Here is a 16,968-nt window from a genome sequence, read left to right as displayed (position 1 = left end):
CATGAAACAGGTAACCGCCTTTGCACCTGCTACTGTCGCCAATGTTTCCTGTGGCTTCGATATCCTTGGTTTTGCCATCGATGAGTTGGGAGATTGGGTACAGGTGACCCAATCTGATTCCGGTATCCTTAGGGTGGTAGAAATCCAAGGGGATGGGGGGAAATTGCCTTTGGAACCTGAAAAAAACACCTGTTCTGTTGCCATTCAGGCCATGTTGGATGAAATGGGGCTCAGGCAAGGTTTGGACATCCATCTTTTCAAAGGTTTGCCTTTGGGATCAGGAATGGGATCCTCAGCAGCAAGTGCTGCCGCAGCATTGGTTGCTGCCAATGAAATCCTTGGTAATCCATTTGAGAAAAAAGACCTGGTTCCTTTTGCGATGGAAGCAGAGCGTATAGCCTGTGGCGCTGCCCATGCAGACAATGTTGCCCCTTCTATCATGGGCGGATTTGTATTGATAAGGGGCTATGATCCCCTCGATGTGGTCAAACTCCCGGTTCCTGAAGGGTTGTATTGTACCCTGGTCCATCCCCACCTGGAGTTGAAAACGGCAGATTCACGGTCTGTTTTGAGGCAACAGATTTCCCTGAAAGAGTCCACTGTACAATCAGGAAATATTGCCGGCCTTATTGCCGGGCTCTTTCAAAGCGACTTTGAGCTGATCAGCAGGTCTTTGAAGGATGTGATAGCAGAACCATCCAGGGCTTTGTTGATCCCCGGATTTTATGAATTAAGGGAATCGATCCGGTCAGTAGGTGCATTGGGATCAGGGATATCCGGTTCGGGGCCTACCATTTTTATACTGTCCCAAGGGAAGGAAATTGCCCTTCAGGCAGGGGAAGCAAGTAAAGAAGTCTTCAAAAAGATTGGCCTGGGAGTAGATGTATATGTCTCCGAAGTCAATGACAGAGGGGCTTATATACAAACTTCTTAATATATCAACCGATTCATCTTCGTATATGCAGTATTATAGCACCAACAACCCCAAGTATAAAGTAACTTTAAAAGAAGCAGTCATTAGGGGGCTTGCACCAGATCAGGGACTGTATATGCCGGAAAACATTCCGGTATTGCCAGATTCCTTTTTCCAACGACTTCCCACCTTGACTTTTCGGGAGTTGGGTTATGAGGTGATGGAAGCACTTTTTGGGGAAGATTTGAATAAGGAACAGATCAGGGAGTTGGTAGATCACACATTGGTTTTTGATGCACCTCTGGTAAGGGTTGAAGAGGATATGTACAGTCTGGAATTGTTTCACGGACCTACTTTGGCCTTTAAGGATTTTGGTGCCCGATTTTGTTCCAAACTCATGTCCATGTTGATGGAAGGGGAAAAAAGGAAGGTAAAGGTTTTGGTAGCTACTTCCGGAGATACAGGTTCTGCCGTAGCCAATGGTTTTTATAAAGTGCCCGGAGTAGAGGTAATCATTCTGTATCCCAAAGGCAAGGTCTCCGAACTGCAGGAGAAGCAGTTTACCACTTTAGGGGGGAATATCCATTGTCTGGAAGTGGAGGGGGTGTTTGATGACTGTCAGCGGATGGTCAAAGAGGCTTTTTTGGATAAGGAACTGAATCAAAAAATGCTTTTGACTTCCGCCAATTCTATTAATATTGCCAGGTGGATTCCCCAATGCCTTTATTATTTTTATGCTTGGTCCAGACTTCCGGAAAAGCATAAAAAGTTGGCTGTTTCTGTTCCCAGTGGGAATTTCGGGAATTTAGGTGCGGGGATTTTGGCCGAACGTATGGGTTTGCCTATTGATGTGTTTATAGCCAGTACCAATGTCAATAAGGTTGTTCCTGATTTCCTGCATGGGCTGGATTTCAAGGCCATGCCATCTGTATCCACCATCAGCAATTCCATGGATGTAGGTAATCCCAGCAACTTTTACAGGCTTCTGGCCCTGTATGGGAATGATCAGGCCTTATTCAGGGAAAAAGTCAAAGGTTTTTATTTTGATGATGAGGATACAGCGAGGGCTATGAGAGCTGTAAAAGAAAAAAGTGGCTATATTTTAGATCCGCACGGAGCTGTGGGATATTTAGGGCTTAGGAATTTCTTAAGAATGAACCCCGGCCAATATGTAGGCATCTTTTTGGAAACAGCCCATCCAGGCAAATTCAAGTCCGTGGTGGATGAAGTCCTTGGGATTGATTTGGAATTGCCCGAACGCTTACAGCAGTTTTTGAAAGGGGAGAAGAAAGCTGAGCAAATTCCTATTGACTATCTTATATTCAGGGAGTATTTGAATAAAAGCATGTAAGAAAAATTGAGGGCCGTGGATAATTACCCGGCCCTTTTAATTTTAACTGCCGGATTAGTTTTTTCTGGTATCTGCTTCTTTGAGTTTTTGTTCAAGTGCTTTCATTTCTGCTTCATGCTTCTTTTGCCAAGCTTCCATTTTTTCCTGGAAAGCTTTCATCTTTTCTTCATTAGCCTTTTGCCATTCTTCCATTTTTCGCTGGAATTCTTCGATCTTTGGCTGGTTTTCTTTTTCCCAAGCCTTCACCCTGGCCTGATATTCCTCGATTTTGGGTTGGTTTTCCTTTTCCCATTTTTTCATTTTCTCCTCAAACTCCTTCACTTTGGGTTCGAAGGATTTTTTCCATTCTTCGGTTTTGGCAATTCTTTCCTGCTGCCAAGCTTCTATTTGTTCAGCATGTTTTTCCTTCCACCTGGCCAATTCCTCATTTTTCAGTTTTTGATATTGCTCCCATTCTTCTACAGAAAAGTTGTTTTTATTGGCTAATTTTATTTTGAATGTGCTATCAGCAGGAGTAACTCTGATCGAGGCTAATTCTTTTAACATGGCAGAGTCAGGCAGAAGTTTTTTGAAAATTTCAGGGCTCATTTCCCACTTGGGCATATTGTCAAAATTAAAATGGGGCATAGGGATATCCCTTAATTCCAAGTGTGGCATGCTGCTGAAATCTCCCAAGTCAAAATCCAGGTCTCTGAAGAGCATTCCCAAATCTTTAAGGGGTTCCATGTTTATTTGAAACAGTTCAAAAAGGTCTGGGCTGATTTCTCCTGTGCGGATAGAATCCTTATGCAAAAATTCTGCTTGAGGTGGGGGGACTGTGTCTTGTTCTTTTTCCCTTAAATCCAATTGGAAAAGGGGATCAAGAGATTGTGTTTTCGATTGGGTTAAAAACAAATCTTCAGAGGATTGGCTGCTTTGGTCAGTAGCTCCCACCAGGAGCGATGCGCCAAGTATTAAGGTAATCATCATGGTAATTGTGGTTAAAGTAGTTGGTTGTGTAGGGGAGGGGCTTATCCCCATAATTTTCTTGATTCTATCCAAAGTAGGATTAGGCTTTTTGGTGGCTGCCATGGCCATTTCAGGAGCATGTTTTTGCGCATAATTGATGACATTGGCCAAACCATATGCCAGGTCTTCTGGTTTGGCTCCTAGTGCTATTGCCATTTCATCGCAGGCCATTTCCCTTTGTTTTTTGATTTCATGGTTGATCCACCAAAACACAGGATGGAAGAAAAACAGCATTTCCAAAATGGATTGGATCAGGTTTACCAGGTAATCATTTCTTTGGATATGGGCCATTTCATGGGAGATGATAGCTTCCAATTGGGCAGGGTTCATTTGGAATAACAGCCCAGCAGGAATAAGGATGACAGGTTTGAAAATCCCATACACCATCGGCATGTCAGAATGCCTGCTGGAAAAGATTTTTACAGATTTGGTAAGGGATAGTTGAAGGCTTATTTGTTCAACAAACCTTAATAATTCATCAGGGACAGGATCGTGTTTTTTCCGATGGAGAGATCTCAGGTCAGCCAGGCCGCTTACAGTTTTGAAGAAAAAAAGGAAAGCTCCTATCATCCATAAATTGACTAAGGTAGGGATGTATTTTTCAATTCTTCCACTCATTATCTGCCAATCTGCTTTGGTTTCATTTTGAAATTCCACTTGATGAATCAGATCAGGATGGGAGTTCAGGTAAGTCCATTCAGCTTCATTTAGTGCCCCCTGTTCAACTGGCAGTCTGGTATCCAAGTGCCAGATGAAAGTAACTAGGGCTGCAATCGGGATCATGAACAGCATTACCACACTTAAATTATATTTGAAGGCGGCTGATTTTTGCTTTAAAATGCTAAGGCCTAGCCACAGCATCAGGCCTATGCCTGCAATCTGCCAAAGGGCATGGATGATCATCCAGCCAAGGGCATAGAGGTAGGGTTCGGGAACCAGGTTTTCGAAGAGTTCCATTATTTGTCTTTTTCCAATTGGTCCAAAAATGCACGGATTTCATCTAATTCATCCTTAGAGGGATTGCTCTGTCCCAAGGCCTGTAAGACCAGGTTTTTGGCAGAGCCACCAAATGCTGTAGCCATAAAATTGCTGACCAGGTTCTGTTGCGTAGCTTTCTCTTCTATCAAAGTATAATACACATGGGTGCGGTTTTGCTCATCCCTGCCCAGCATTCCTTTTCCGTGCATGATCTGCATGATCTTTAGGGTAGTGGTGTACCCTGTATCCTTAGATTCGGCCAATTTCTCGTGAATCTCCCTTACGGTGGCCTTCTTCATTTGCCACAAAAGAGATAAAATTTCCAATTCGGATTCCGTCGGTTTGGTATTCATAAATCTTAGTACGATTCTTTTCGTATAAAGTTATACGAAGGAAATCGTATTTGCAAAAAAAACTTACGATTTTTTTCGTATTTGTTTCCCGTTTAAAGTTCTTTCAAATTAAGACGAAGTATTTCGGAATTTTCTTAATTTGGCAACATGTGTTTACTAGCGTTTAATTGGAACAATCATTCTGAGTACAAATTCATCTTAGTGGCCAACAGGGATGAATTCTTTGAAAGGCCATCGGCCCCTTTGCAATTATGGGATTCGGGCTTTTATGCAGGGAAAGACCTCCGTGCCGGTGGCACCTGGCTTGGCATGCATCCCAGTGGCCGTTTTGCTGCCATCACCAATTACAGAGACCTGAAAAACAAACAGGAGTTTTCCAAATCCAGAGGAGATCTGGTGAAAAATTACCTGGAAGGAGAGATGGATCCCAAGTCCTACTTGGAGGAAATTGAAAAGGAGAAAATGGAGTATGAGGGCTTCAACCTGCTTGTAGCTGACCAAGAGGGACTCTTCTACCTTTCCAACAAAGTGGAGGGAATCCAAAAACTCGGGTCAGGTATTTATGGCCTGAGCAATGCCATATTGGAAACTCCATGGCCTAAATTGATCAAAGCAAAAGAAAATCTCGCCCAACATATTGCAGCTGATTCTTTTGAACCTTTGAGCTTGATGAAAGGTCAGCATTCCAGGGAAACAGATCCTCAGGAAATCCTGCCAGATACCGGAGCTACCCCGGAACAGGAAAAATTGCTTTCTGCGCAGTTTATCAATGTAGGTAATTATTACGGAACGGTAAATTCAACGGTCTTGCTCTGGAAGCATTCGGGGGAAGTGGAGATGATGGAAAGGAAGTTCGATCAAGTGGCAGGAAGCCATCAGGATACCAAAGTCAGTTTTAAAGTGGAAAACTTTTTGGAACAGAAGCAGTCCTAAACCTGTTGTAAAAACATGGAAAATCAAGAGATTTTAGATGTTTTTATCGTGGGAGGCGGCCCAATTGGTCTTGCTTGTGGGATTGAATGTGAGAAAGCTGGTCTCCATTATATTATTGTGGAAAAGGGGGTGTTGACCAACTCCCTTTTTAATTATCCGCTGAACATGACTTTTTTTTCCACTTCGGAGAAGTTGGAAATGGGTGGGATACCCTTTATGTCCATTGCCCACAAGCCTACCCGTACTGAAGCCTTGGAATATTACCGTAGGGTTGCCAAAACCTGGAAACTTAAGATCAGACTTTATGAGGAAGTCCAAAAACTCCGAAAAGAAGAGGGGCTTTTTAAAATCAAAACTTCAAAGGGAGAGTATGTTTCCAAAAATATCATCCTTGCTACAGGATTTTATGATTTGCCTAACTTGATGCATGTGCCAGGAGAGGACCTGCCGAAAGTGACCCATTATTACAAAGAGCCTTGGCCCTACATCGGGCAAAAAATCCTGGTGGTGGGAGGGGGGAATTCTGCCGTGGATGTGGCCCTCGAAACCTGGCGGAAAGGGGCTGAAGTGACTATGGTACTCAAAGACGAAGGTGTAGATCCCAATGTCAAGTACTGGGTAAAACCGGATATTGAGAACCGGATCAAGGAAGGCTCTATCAAAGCCTACACCCATTCTTTGGTCAAGGAAATCCGGGAAAAGGAAGTGGTGATCCAAACTCCAGATGGGGAGGTTACCATTGAAAATGACTTTGTGTTGGCCATGACGGGTTATGTACCCAATTTTGCCCTTTTGGACCAATTAGGGGTACAGTTAAGCCTAGATGAAAAGCGGCAGCCCTGCTACGATCAGACGAATCAGGAGTCCAATGTTCCCGGGGTTTATCTTGCGGGTGTAGTCTGCGGAGGATTGAATACAAGGGAATTTTTTATTGAGAACTCTATCGTGCATGCAGAGCATATTGTGAAGCATATTATGGGGAAGACCGCTTGATTAAACCACAGATGTTTTTTAATAGATAATAATTGTATTTGATTATGGGTGAATTGATTTCCAGAATAACAATTGATCCGAATATATGTAACGGAAGACCTACCATCCGAGGGAAAAGGATTACCGTGCAAACCAGCCTAGAATTTTTGGCTGCTGGAGACTCAAATGAAGATATTTTGTATCAATTTCCAAGTTTAGAACCTGAAGATATCAAGGCATGCCTGGAATTTGGTTCAAATCTTTAATGGTCAATCCGGTAAAGCAAAAGCCACATAAGCATCCCCGGATTTGGTGCCTTTTCCACCCCCACAGGCAATGACCACATATTGTTTCCCATTCACCTCATACACCGCCGGGGTCGCATGACCGGCAGCAGGGAGTTTGGCCTCCCATAAAATTTTACCGGTATCTTTATCAAAAGCCCGGATTTTCTCATCCTTTGTAGCAGCGATAAACACCAGTCCACCTGCTGTGGTGACCGGTCCCCCATAATTTTCAGTTCCGGTTGGGGCAAAACCTTTTGCGGTCAATTCATCAAATTCTCCCAATACAGATTGCCATTTTATTTTTCCGGTATTCATGTCAATGGCGGTCAGGGTTCCCCAAGGGGGCTGTATTCCAGGATAGCCATCTTCAGTCAGCAAGCGGGAATAACCTTGCATGTAAAATTGGGGAGTCAACATCTCTTTACCCCCTTCCAGTTCTTTTTTTGCTCCGGGATCTTCTTTTTCCTCTCCGAATAGATAGGCTATCATGGCTTTTCTTTCATTCTCAGCAATATGGGAAAATGCAGGCATGGCCCCTTTTCCGTTTTTGATCAGATTTTCCAGGCTGTTTTCAGTGTATTTTTTATCCAAACCAATCAATGTGGGAAAGGCGGGGGGATTGCCTTTCCGGTCCATTCCATGACAGTTGGCGCAAAAGTTGGCATAGATGCTCTGGCCCAAACTGGTGGATTTAGGGTTTGCTCCCATGCGTATAACCCAAGGGATTTCATTGGCATTGACATAAAGGGTTTGGGTGAAGGGGTCAAAAGAGGAACCTCCCCATTCTGCCCCACCATCCATACCTGGAAAAAGGACAATGCCGTGTTCATGACTGGGAGGTAGCCACATATGTCCAAACTTTACATTTTCAAGTTTTGTCTTTATGTCAGCTTCCCATTCAGGAGTAAGGCGCAGGATCTCATTTTCTGTGTACACCATACGCATAAAAGGCTCCGGCAGGGTTGGATGGGGCTGTGTAGGCCAACTTTTCTCTCCAGGCAGATTGGATTTGGGAACAGGCCTTTCTTCAATAGGCCAGATAGGTTCACCTGTCACCCTGTCAAATACATACACATAACCCTGTTTGGAAGTCTGTGCTACTGCATCTATCCATTTGCCGTCCTTTTTAATCCGGATAAGATTGGGGTTGGCCGGGAAATCCCTATCCCACATATCGTGGTGTACGGCCTGGAAATGCCAGAGCCTTTTACCAGTATTGGCATCCAATGCTATAAGCGAGTTGGCAAAGAGATTGGCTCCATGCCTGTATCCACCCCAGAAATCGTAGGTGGCTGATCCAGTTGGCACATATACTATTCCCCTTTCTTCATCCAAACTCATTCCTGCCCAGTTATTGGCGCCGCCGATTTTATCCCAGTAAGACGGATCCCATGTGTCGTGTCCGTATTCACCGGGATGGGGAATGGTGTGGAAAATCCATTCTCTCTGCCCAGTCCTGACATTATAAGCTCTGATATGGCCCGGTGCAGCATCCAAACCTTCAGAGAGACGCATCCCCATGATGATTTTGTCCTGATAGATGATCCCAGGGGTATTACTTACCAGTAAAAAATCATCCAAATCCGTATCAAGCTCTTTTTTGAGGTCCACCATGCCTTTTTCTCCGAAGGACTCGATGGGAATTCCTGTCTCTGCATCAAGGGCAATCAAATAATGGGAAGCAGTGAAAAAAATACGCTTGTCATTCCCTTCCTCCCAATAGGTAAGGCCCCGGCTAACCCCTGCCCATGAATTCTCACCTCCCAGGATCTGAAAAGGATTAAATCTCCATATGGGTTTCCCCGTATCGCCCCTTAGGGCAAATACATTTATCTGTGGGCTTACCCCATAGAGAATTCCATTTACCACGATGGGCTGGGTCTGTATCTGACTCCTTTCGGTGGCATCTAAGGTATTAAAAGTCCACGCTACTTCCAGGTTTTTCACATTCTCTTTATTGATCTGACCCAAAGAAGAATACCTGGCAGCATCCTTTGTGCCTCCAAAGTGTTCCCATTTGGAATAGTCAGGGAGAGGATATTGGTCTTTGCCCGTACAGGCAATCATGGCACAGCACAGTCCTGAGAAGAGAGCGAATCGTAAAGGGTTCATCGTTTATTGTTTTAAAACTTTCCAGAAATCTTCCATTAAGGCATCCTGATCTATTTTGGAATAGACCCGAACAGTAAATGATTTGTTTTCAGGAGGGCAGTTTACCAGCAGCATCTCCGAATGTTGGGGCAAAAGATAGGCTCCTACCAAGGCCAGATCCCACATTACCCTTGTTTTATCCTGAGGATTTTGTTCTCTCCATCTGTCCGCCAGGATTTTTTCTATCGGAATATTGTTATTTGTTCTTTCATAGGTTGCTTCCCGGTCAAATTTCAAGGGAAGGGCAGTTTCTATGGGCATAACTGTGATATCCAATCCGGTAAGATCCAACAGGTAATCAAATGCATTGAGATCATTACGGATATTGAATTCGTTTTTACTCCAGGCTCTGGTTTGTTGGTTGTACCTGGCTCCCAAAGCAAAAACCCTGATTTTAGGAAGAATTTCCGGTTCCAAAATGATAGCAGACGCAATATTGGTCAATGCTCCTAGGGTAATGATGTCCAATTTTTCACCTTCGGGGAGGGATTTGACGGTTTGTATGATTTTTTGGGCTGCGGGAGAATCTCTGGGTTCTGTCCCTCCCCAAGCCCGACCGACCTGTCGGTCTGCTCCTTTTGGATGAGGTATATGGGACAAGCCCATGGTGTTAAGAATGAGTTCATTCAGTCTTTGTGAGTCCTCCAGGGTGTTGAGGTGCTTAGTATCATAGGCATTCCATTTTTCGAAAACCAAGAGGTCGGGGTTGTTGAAATGAGCAGAACTCAGTCCCATCACTTCCACAGAAGGCTCTTTCAAAAGCCTGACAATGGCATACAGGTCATCCATCTCATTGCCGGTATCTGAATCCAGCCACACCTTTTGTTTTTGGGAAAATCCGGGATAAGACAAGAAAAGCAACGATAGCAACATTACACCCAGAAAGGACCATTTGATTTTATTTTGGTAACTTTTCATTCTTCCTATTTTTTGTTTTCGATCATCAGAATACTCATTTCATACTGCCATGGGCTGATCATTTCCATCCAGCCTGACCAGTTCATTTCTCCTTTATCCCGGAATTCTCCAGTAAATGGGTTCATCCAACTGACTATGATTTTCCCGGATTCCGGTCTAGGGATGATGACATTGGTCCTTTCTGTTTCCTTAGGGATAAGCATCAGGTATTTGCCTTTATCATCATACAGTCCAAAACCATTGGTAGCCAGGTTGTCATTTCCTCCTTTATCATTGGTAGTCAGTTTAGGAACTGATGGTTTAAATTCATTAAAATTATATTTTTTAAAAAGTCCTGCCAAATGTTTGTAGTAATCATATCTGGGGGAATTAAAATCATGCTTTTCTTCCAAAGCGTCCCAGATCACAATATTCCAGGCTGCATCCTGCCAATAATATGAGCCGTAAACCCCTGCGAAAACGCATTCATAAGTCCTTTCCAAGCAGGTTTCTGCATTGGTGTAGTTACCTAAAAAAGATACATAAGGACCCTGTTCATATCCACCATGTTCAATATTGACAACCGGTTTGCTATGAAACTGTCTCCCCTGAAGCATCAATGAATAAAGATTGGGTCTCCAGCTTTGAATTGATACAAAGTCCACTTTGTCTTCATGCCTGGAGTTGTATTCATAGTCATGTACAGTAACCAGTCTTTTAAAGGCATCCTTTGACCTTACCCTGCTGATGCGTTCATGAAGATAAGGGATATCACAGCGTCCATAATCCAATGCTTCTTTTGAAATATCCCAGATAATATTGTTAAACGCTTGGTACCTACTGATCACATAATCAAAATAAAGATTGTCCGCTTTGCTGTACATGTCAGGCCAATTGACTTTTTTGTTCCAAACATAGATCATGAGGTGGGCATCCAGGCCTCTTTGCTGCATTGCCAAAAACACCCTGTCCAAATGTTGGAATAAAGCAAGATTGAGTTTGTTGAAGTCTGGTGTTTGATTACCCCCTTCAAAAATCCCGTAGTTTGGCCTGCCAAAAAAATACTCCTCAGGCACATTGTCCGCAATTTTCCAACCCACATCGTAAGCGAAAACATTCATCACCACATGGTTGAAGCCATTAGCTGCGATATCATCCAAGATTTTTTCAGTTCTCGGAATGTGCTTGGGATTATGATAGTCCAAAGCAAAAAGCCAATCAAGTTCAAAAGCCAATATAAAGTGGGAAGAGCCATCTTCGTAGACAAATGCCTGTGGGTTTTTATTATCGATTAAGACGGCTCCTTTTTGGTTGGGCCGGGTATTTTCTTTTACCATTATGGAACCCCTGAGACCGCTTAACTCCGGTCTTGTGGAGTAGGTTTCAAAAGTCCAAGCCCCTGATTTTGATGCCGAAAATCTGGAAACCCATTGATTGTTGCCATCAAAAAAACCGGGGACATCCATCTTATCTCCATCGGGACCTGTGTAGATGGCCCCAAAAGTCACATCAAAGGGGTTTTCTGAAGTTTTTGGTTTTGCTTGGAAGATGAAATCGTGAACCTGCCATTGTTCTGTCTGGGCCGTTATTCCCTGACGGTAATTGGATTTTATGACCTGGGCCTGCAAGGGGAAGGAAAAGAGCCAAATGAGAAAGGCCAGATAAATTGAACGGTAAGTCATCGGTAATCAATAGGTTTTTCCTTAAATCTAAGAAAACCCATGCATTTTTTTGTTATTTCTTTGTTCTGGATTTACTCAAAATCCGATGGATGGCAAAAATGAGTAAGCCCAACCCCGTCCACAAAAGCGTATCCCATAATTCCTCTGCCTGACTTCCGGAAAGTAGCCATAGGGTAGCTACTATACCTCCGATGGCCAGGTAATTGCCATAGGGTATCTTGAAATGGTTTCCTTCAGGTTGGATCTGACGTAACCGGATCAAAGCTGCCGATACCATGCCGTATAGGATTAATCTGGAAATCACGGATACAGCCAATGAACTCATAAAACCCCAGACGATTGCCACAAATGCTACCAAAGAAGCGAAAAAAGCAAGAGATACAAAAGGAGTTGCAAAGCGTGGATGGACCTTGCCAAAAAACTTGGGCAACTGATCTTCGAGACTCAAGGCAAAGGGAAGCCTTGAGCCGCTCAATATCTGCACGTTCAAGGTTCCCATGATGGAAATCACCGCTCCAATGGTGATAAACATGCCCCCATACCAACCCATAAAGCCAGAGGCCGCGTCGGCTAAAGGCTTATCAGAGCTGGCCAGATCCGGCAAAGTACCGATGGATACCACTTGGATCATGATATAAAATCCCGCTATAATGGCCGCAGCCGTGATCAGTCCAAAGGGTAGGTTTTTTTTGGGCTCCACAATTTCCCCACTGTTGACCAAGCCTGCTTCAAACCCTCCAAAAGCAAAAATCAACAATAAGGTTGATGCAGAAAAGTCTGACCAAGAGGGTAAAGGCCCAGGTTCAATCAAATCAAAATCGATAAAAAACAGCCCCACTAAGATAAAAACAGCCAAGGGGAAAAGTTTGGCTACCGTCAGAATATTGCTGATTCTTGCTGTGTTTTTGACTCCTATCCAATTGACATAGGTAATCAGTCCTGTGATGAATAGGATCATCCCTATCCGGACCTCTGTTTGGTTGAAGATCTCAGAAAAGAAGGAAAGATATAACACCAATAGATTGATCAAAGTGGCATAGCTAAACAGCCGGGTGAGCATCAATAGCCAACCAATAACAAATGCTGGAATGGGGCCAAAAGCTTTGAGGGTATACAGATAAGGTCCACCTGTCTGCTCAAACCTGGAACTCACCTCTGCAAAAACCAAAATCAGGACCATCATTACCAAGGCGCAGACCAAAAATGCCAGTACTGAATAAATACCGGAAAGGGCAAAGACCTTGGCAGGCAATGCAAAAATCCCTGCTCCGATAACTGAATTGATGATCAAAAATACCAAATCCCATTTCTGGATTCCACGTTTGAGCATAAGTGAAGATTAAATTCCAAAATCAACCGGCCATTAAGTTATCCAATCTTCCCGAAAAGCAAAGCTTCTTTTATCTGAGTAGTCCAGTAAATTGTACGAACCCAAAAAGTCCTGTTAAGTTTTTCGGGATTCGGTCTTGGTTTTTAGAGAGTTTTTGGGATATTTTATGTGATTTTTATATATTAGTCTTCAGATATTCAGGTATTTATGAGTGTTTATAGATTATTTTTTATTCCGGGATTGATTTTCCTTATCATGGGTTGCTCCAAGGAAGATGAGCCTATTGTACCCTCACTTGAACCAATTGAAATGGTAATTGCTGATAATGAGGGTGCGACAGGTTTGGAAATGACCAGTAATAAGGAATTACTGATTTACAACTTTAATCAATTTACCAAACTGAGTCCAAAAGCGGATTACTTGTTTCAGGTAGTACCTACAAAACATGGGATAAACAGCCTAGAGCTGGCTGGGGATATGATAGTGATTGCAGGAAAGGCAAAAGGTGGCGCATTAGGAAATTTGGGGGTATCAGCCTATACCTTGGCGGGATCCAAGTTATGGGAGCTCGAATTTGAAGCCCCAGGGAATGAGATTGTAGAGAGTGTTTCCATCGAATGGTATAATAATCGCCTTTGGCTTTTCTATGTCAGTGGGTCGGAACAAACTGCCGCACCTTATCATAAGAGTATACCCATTACCGAGATCGGTAAGGATGGCGGGGTTTTGTCCAGTTCAGTTAGCCATTTTACGACCAATGTGGATTATTTTGCCAATACTGTTTTGATCCAATCCGATAAAAAATTTCTGATTCAGGGTTCAAGAAAAATTTCACAGGGAAATACGGATGAAGGGATTTTGGTGTTCCAATTTGAAAACCAACAGCTCAAATGGCAAAATGAGTTAGGATTTCCGGGATTTGAGACCATAACCCGTGTGAAAGAAAATGCATCAGGGGGTATTTGGCTTGTTGGATCAAGACAGACAATTGCCTGGGCTGTTGAACTTGATCCACAGGGCAACAAAATTTCTGAAATCAATTTCCAATTGGAAGGTTCGGAAAAGAACTGGTTTTATGATGTGGAATTTACGCCAAAAGGCAATTTATTCTGCGGTTTTACTAGTCAAGGTGCTGATGGTTTCGACCAAGGACTACTGGTTTTGAACAGGCCGGACGGCTCCAATATCTGGCAAAGGTTTGGGGTGATAAACAATCACAATAAGCTTTATGCCATAAGGAAGCGAAACGATGAAGATATAGTTTTTGCCGGAACTTTATTGCAGGATAATTCCAATTTGAGAAAATCGTGGATATTTTCCAGGCCTCTTGATTTTTTCAAGTAATCAAAGGAAATCCACATCAACGCTAAATGGATATTTCATCAGGTATTGCAGGGCTTCTTCAATTTTCAAGTCTTCAAACAATACTTTGTAAAGGTTTTCCGTAATAGGGGCCCGCATGCCTGTACCTTCCACAAAGGCCTTCATCAGACGGATGGTATTGATACCTTCAGCTACCTCTTCCATAGAAGCTTGAATGTCTTCTAATTTTTCGCCTTTTGCAAGGCGGTAACCTACGGTGAAGTTTCTGGACAAGGTGGAATTACAGGTTGCAACCAAATCCCCGATACCTGCCAGTCCTATGAACGATTTAACACTGCCTCCTAAAGCATTTCCAAGGTAAACCAGTTCAACCATCCCCCTTGAGATCAATAATCCTTTGGCATTTTCCCCCAGGCCCATACCGGCAAGCGCTCCGGCTGCTATGGCAATGATGTTTTTTAAAACCCCACTCAATTCAACACCCACTATATCGGAGTTGCCATAGACCTGAAATTTATCTGTTCTCAGTAACCTTTGGCCTTCTAAGATGACTTCGTTGTATTTACTGGCCACTACAGTAGCTGCAGGTTGTCCTTCGTATAATTCCCTGGCCAAGTTAGGACCTGCCAGGCACCCCACCCGGATAGCTACCGTTTCTTTAAGAATCACTTCGCTCATGGTCAGGATGTTTTCACGGGTAATTTTACCTACATCTTCCAAAGTTTGTCCTTCCGGTAAATCGAGGCACAATCCTTTGGTACCGTGAATTACCAGATGATAAGGATAAAGGTAGGGGGAAAAAGAGCGGATAACTTCCTGAAATGCAGCAGATGGCACCATAAAAAAAATGATGTCACATGAATTGCACAGAAATTCCGGGTCAAATGTACCAACGATTCCGGGGTGGATGGGAAGTCCTTCCACCTGATGTTTATGGTTGATCTCATCCACCACTTCGGATCTTCTGGCAAAAGCGATTACCTTGCTTTTCTCCGCCAAAATATTGGCAATGGCAGTCCCAAAACTCCCCATGCCCACTACGCCAATGGATTTTTCTTTAGAAGAGTTTCTCGAGGTCATATCCTATCAATCTGTTGTGGTAAAAATACAATACCGATAAATCCTGTGTCTCTATATTGCCGTTCTTGTTTTTGATCAATGGTCTTTTGGCATGGTACATCCCCACATTGTCCAGACCATGGCTGATAATACTATCAATATCCTGTCTCAAATGTGGAGCTACCTGAAGTCTTCCCTCTGCTTCCAATTCGAAAATTTTATCCAAAACCATCTGACAAGCCTCCCTAAATTCAACGTAGACGATGAAAATGTCCTCTTCAGGCAATCTCAATAAGTTATACAGATCAAGTTTTTTGTTATCCTGCTTGATCATTTGGAAGGCTGTAAAAGCCACTAAATGGGAGCTGAATACCCTGTTGTTGAGATGAAATTCTTCTACTATCCTCCTGCCCAAATGATTGGTGTACTCTTCCTCGCGCTGTGTATCCACTGTAACCGCTCCATTGGAAATAAAATAATCCCTGGTATTTATTTTTCTTCCATGCCGGTCAAAACTGTTCCCAGCATTATCCACATAATTGCCAAGAACATCCATCGCCTTTCCTATTGTCACTGAGATGTCCGAACCTTTGGTAAAGAATTTGACCAGGAATTTTGAAATCTTATAGGAGGTGGAAAACTCATCCCGTTCTGCGTAATAACGTTCCTGACCGGTCATGGTGAGGTATTCCTGGATCAGGCTCGGAGCTTCCAATACAAAGTGGTAATTGATGGTCACGGGTACAATAAATACCTTACCCCCAGCATCATTTTTTGCTTTCTGGTAATTTGCCCTTTGTGCTTCAACTGCCGTGCTCAGCAAACCCAGTTTTAATTTCTTTTCTATCATTCCACTTCTGGAGCGGGTTCCGCCCGGAAAGAAAAGGCTGTGGACTCCCGCCTGAATAGCTTCAGAAGAATAGGTTTTCAGGGTTTCCAGATAAAGCAGGTTTTTCTTTCTCCTGTCTACCTTATAGGCGCCCAGTGCATTCATAAAATAGGCAAAAATGCCAATATTGAAGAGGTTCAGTCCAGCGCCATAAATGAAAGGAGGCAGACCCAACACTGAAATGATCCATCCGATCAGGATACTGTCCAAATTGGAAAAATGGGTAGGAACCATTACAATCGTTCCTTTAGAGGCTAACTCACGGATTTGATCCGTTTCTCCTACAATCTGAATTTTGTCCTGAAGTGTGTATTGGTTGCTGAATAGCGATTTGATCCCTTTGACCCTTGCTGCATTTAAGAGCCTGGCAAACCCAAAAGTAACGATCCTCCTAGTAACTTTGTAGTGCGTATGGATAAAATTACTGGCGATTTCCTCTGCATAGCGCATGGTAATATCCTCCAGAATTTCATGGTATTTTTTCTTTTTCTGCGTCTTGGTCAGTGCACTGTCCGAGCTGGTCTGTACCAAAACCAGTTTTACTTTTCTCCAGAAATCTTTTTCATCATCCGGATCCACGGCCCAAGGGTTCTGTTTCATCCTCAGCTTCTCCCGGTATAGGGTGGTTTCCAACTCCTCCTTTAGCAGGTCAACATTGTTTCCGGTAATCTCCAAAATAGCCTTTTTACTGGCTTCCGCAACCTGCCTGACAAATTCTTTCCTGTTTTTGCTCAGCTTAACCACTGGCCATTCATCCTTTTGGGGGAGAATGGGTTCATACTGATGTTTGATGTATCCTTCCGACAAGGGCAATGTTGTTTTGAGTCAAATGCAAAGATAAT

Annotated in this window: 14 protein-coding genes; 6 read left to right on the top strand and 8 right to left on the bottom strand. The window is 43.3% G+C overall.

Annotated elements, in window-relative coordinates; genetic code table 11:
- The first annotated feature begins 1 nt into the window (after position 1).
- Positions 2–934 (top strand): homoserine kinase, encoded by a 933-nt coding sequence (locus BC751_RS01020; RefSeq protein ID WP_130273921.1) that lies wholly within the window; start codon positions 2–4, stop codon positions 932–934.
- Positions 935–959: 25 nt separating this feature from the next.
- A complete protein-coding gene (thrC, locus tag BC751_RS01015) occupies positions 960–2,264 on the top strand; it encodes a threonine synthase (protein WP_130273920.1) in 1,305 nt (434 codons plus the stop codon).
- A 54-nt stretch (positions 2,265–2,318) separates the two neighbouring features.
- On the opposite strand, the gene BC751_RS01010 is transcribed toward thrC, so the two are convergent.
- Complete coding sequence (locus BC751_RS01010) at positions 2,319–4,229, bottom strand: M56 family metallopeptidase (RefSeq protein ID WP_130273919.1); 1,911 nt, start codon at positions 4,227–4,229, stop codon at positions 2,319–2,321.
- Positions 4,229–4,603 (bottom strand): BlaI/MecI/CopY family transcriptional regulator, encoded by a 375-nt coding sequence (locus tag BC751_RS01005; protein WP_130273918.1) that lies wholly within the window; start codon positions 4,601–4,603, stop codon positions 4,229–4,231. Before BC751_RS01005 ends, BC751_RS01010 begins: the two co-directional genes overlap by 1 nt.
- 147 nt (positions 4,604–4,750) lie before the next feature.
- On the opposite strand from BC751_RS01005, the gene BC751_RS01000 reads away from it, so the two are divergent.
- The 3 genes from BC751_RS01000 to BC751_RS00990 are packed head-to-tail and all read left to right on the top strand — an operon-like array spanning position 4,751 to position 6,774.
- A complete protein-coding gene (locus BC751_RS01000) occupies positions 4,751–5,536 on the top strand; it encodes an NRDE family protein (RefSeq protein ID WP_130273917.1) in 786 nt (261 codons plus the stop codon).
- A 15-nt stretch (positions 5,537–5,551) separates the two neighbouring features.
- Complete coding sequence (locus tag BC751_RS00995; protein WP_130273916.1) at positions 5,552–6,529, top strand: YpdA family putative bacillithiol disulfide reductase; 978 nt, start codon at positions 5,552–5,554, stop codon at positions 6,527–6,529.
- A 44-nt stretch (positions 6,530–6,573) separates the two neighbouring features.
- Positions 6,574–6,774 carry a DUF433 domain-containing protein gene (locus tag BC751_RS00990; RefSeq protein WP_130273915.1) on the top strand — a complete coding sequence of 67 codons (201 nt, stop codon included), beginning with the start codon at positions 6,574–6,576 and terminating at the stop codon, positions 6,772–6,774.
- Positions 6,775–6,777: 3 nt separating this feature from the next.
- On the opposite strand, the gene BC751_RS00985 is transcribed toward BC751_RS00990, so the two are convergent.
- Genes BC751_RS00985 through BC751_RS00970 form a run of 4 tightly spaced genes read right to left on the bottom strand, consistent with a single transcriptional unit; the run spans position 6,778 to position 12,855 of the window.
- The gene (locus tag BC751_RS00985; protein ID WP_130273914.1) at positions 6,778–8,907 is read right to left on the bottom strand and encodes an outer membrane protein assembly factor BamB family protein; all 2,130 of its coding nucleotides are present in this window, start codon (positions 8,905–8,907) and stop codon (positions 6,778–6,780) included.
- Positions 8,908–8,910: 3 nt separating this feature from the next.
- On the bottom strand, positions 8,911–9,864 hold the full coding sequence (locus BC751_RS00980; protein WP_130273913.1) for a nucleoside hydrolase: 954 nt from the start codon (positions 9,862–9,864) through the stop codon (positions 8,911–8,913).
- A gap of 5 nt (positions 9,865–9,869) precedes the next feature.
- Complete coding sequence (locus BC751_RS00975; RefSeq protein WP_130273912.1) at positions 9,870–11,525, bottom strand: DUF5060 domain-containing protein; 1,656 nt, start codon at positions 11,523–11,525, stop codon at positions 9,870–9,872.
- 52 nt (positions 11,526–11,577) lie between these two features.
- Positions 11,578–12,855, bottom strand: a complete 1,278-nt coding sequence (locus BC751_RS00970) for an APC family permease (RefSeq protein WP_130273911.1) — start codon at positions 12,853–12,855, stop codon at positions 11,578–11,580.
- Positions 12,856–13,062: 207 nt separating this feature from the next.
- On the opposite strand from BC751_RS00970, the gene BC751_RS00965 reads away from it, so the two are divergent.
- On the top strand, positions 13,063–14,199 hold the full coding sequence (locus tag BC751_RS00965; protein ID WP_130273910.1) for a hypothetical protein: 1,137 nt from the start codon (positions 13,063–13,065) through the stop codon (positions 14,197–14,199).
- On the opposite strand, the gene BC751_RS00960 is transcribed toward BC751_RS00965, so the two are convergent.
- Both BC751_RS00960 and BC751_RS00955 read right to left on the bottom strand, forming a co-directional pair.
- The gene (locus BC751_RS00960; RefSeq protein ID WP_130273909.1) at positions 14,200–15,258 is read right to left on the bottom strand and encodes an NAD(P)H-dependent glycerol-3-phosphate dehydrogenase; all 1,059 of its coding nucleotides are present in this window, start codon (positions 15,256–15,258) and stop codon (positions 14,200–14,202) included.
- A complete protein-coding gene (locus tag BC751_RS00955) occupies positions 15,236–16,933 on the bottom strand; it encodes a 1-acyl-sn-glycerol-3-phosphate acyltransferase (RefSeq protein ID WP_130273908.1) in 1,698 nt (565 codons plus the stop codon). The genes BC751_RS00960 and BC751_RS00955 overlap by 23 nt, the downstream gene beginning before the upstream one ends.
- Between the last annotated feature and the right edge of the window lie 35 nt (positions 16,934–16,968).

The sequence above is a fragment of the Cecembia calidifontis genome, from assembly GCF_004216715.1.
GTDB classification, from domain to species: Bacteria; Bacteroidota; Bacteroidia; order Cytophagales; family Cyclobacteriaceae; genus Cecembia_A; species Cecembia_A calidifontis.
This window is presented reverse-complemented; position numbering and strand designations above follow the sequence as displayed.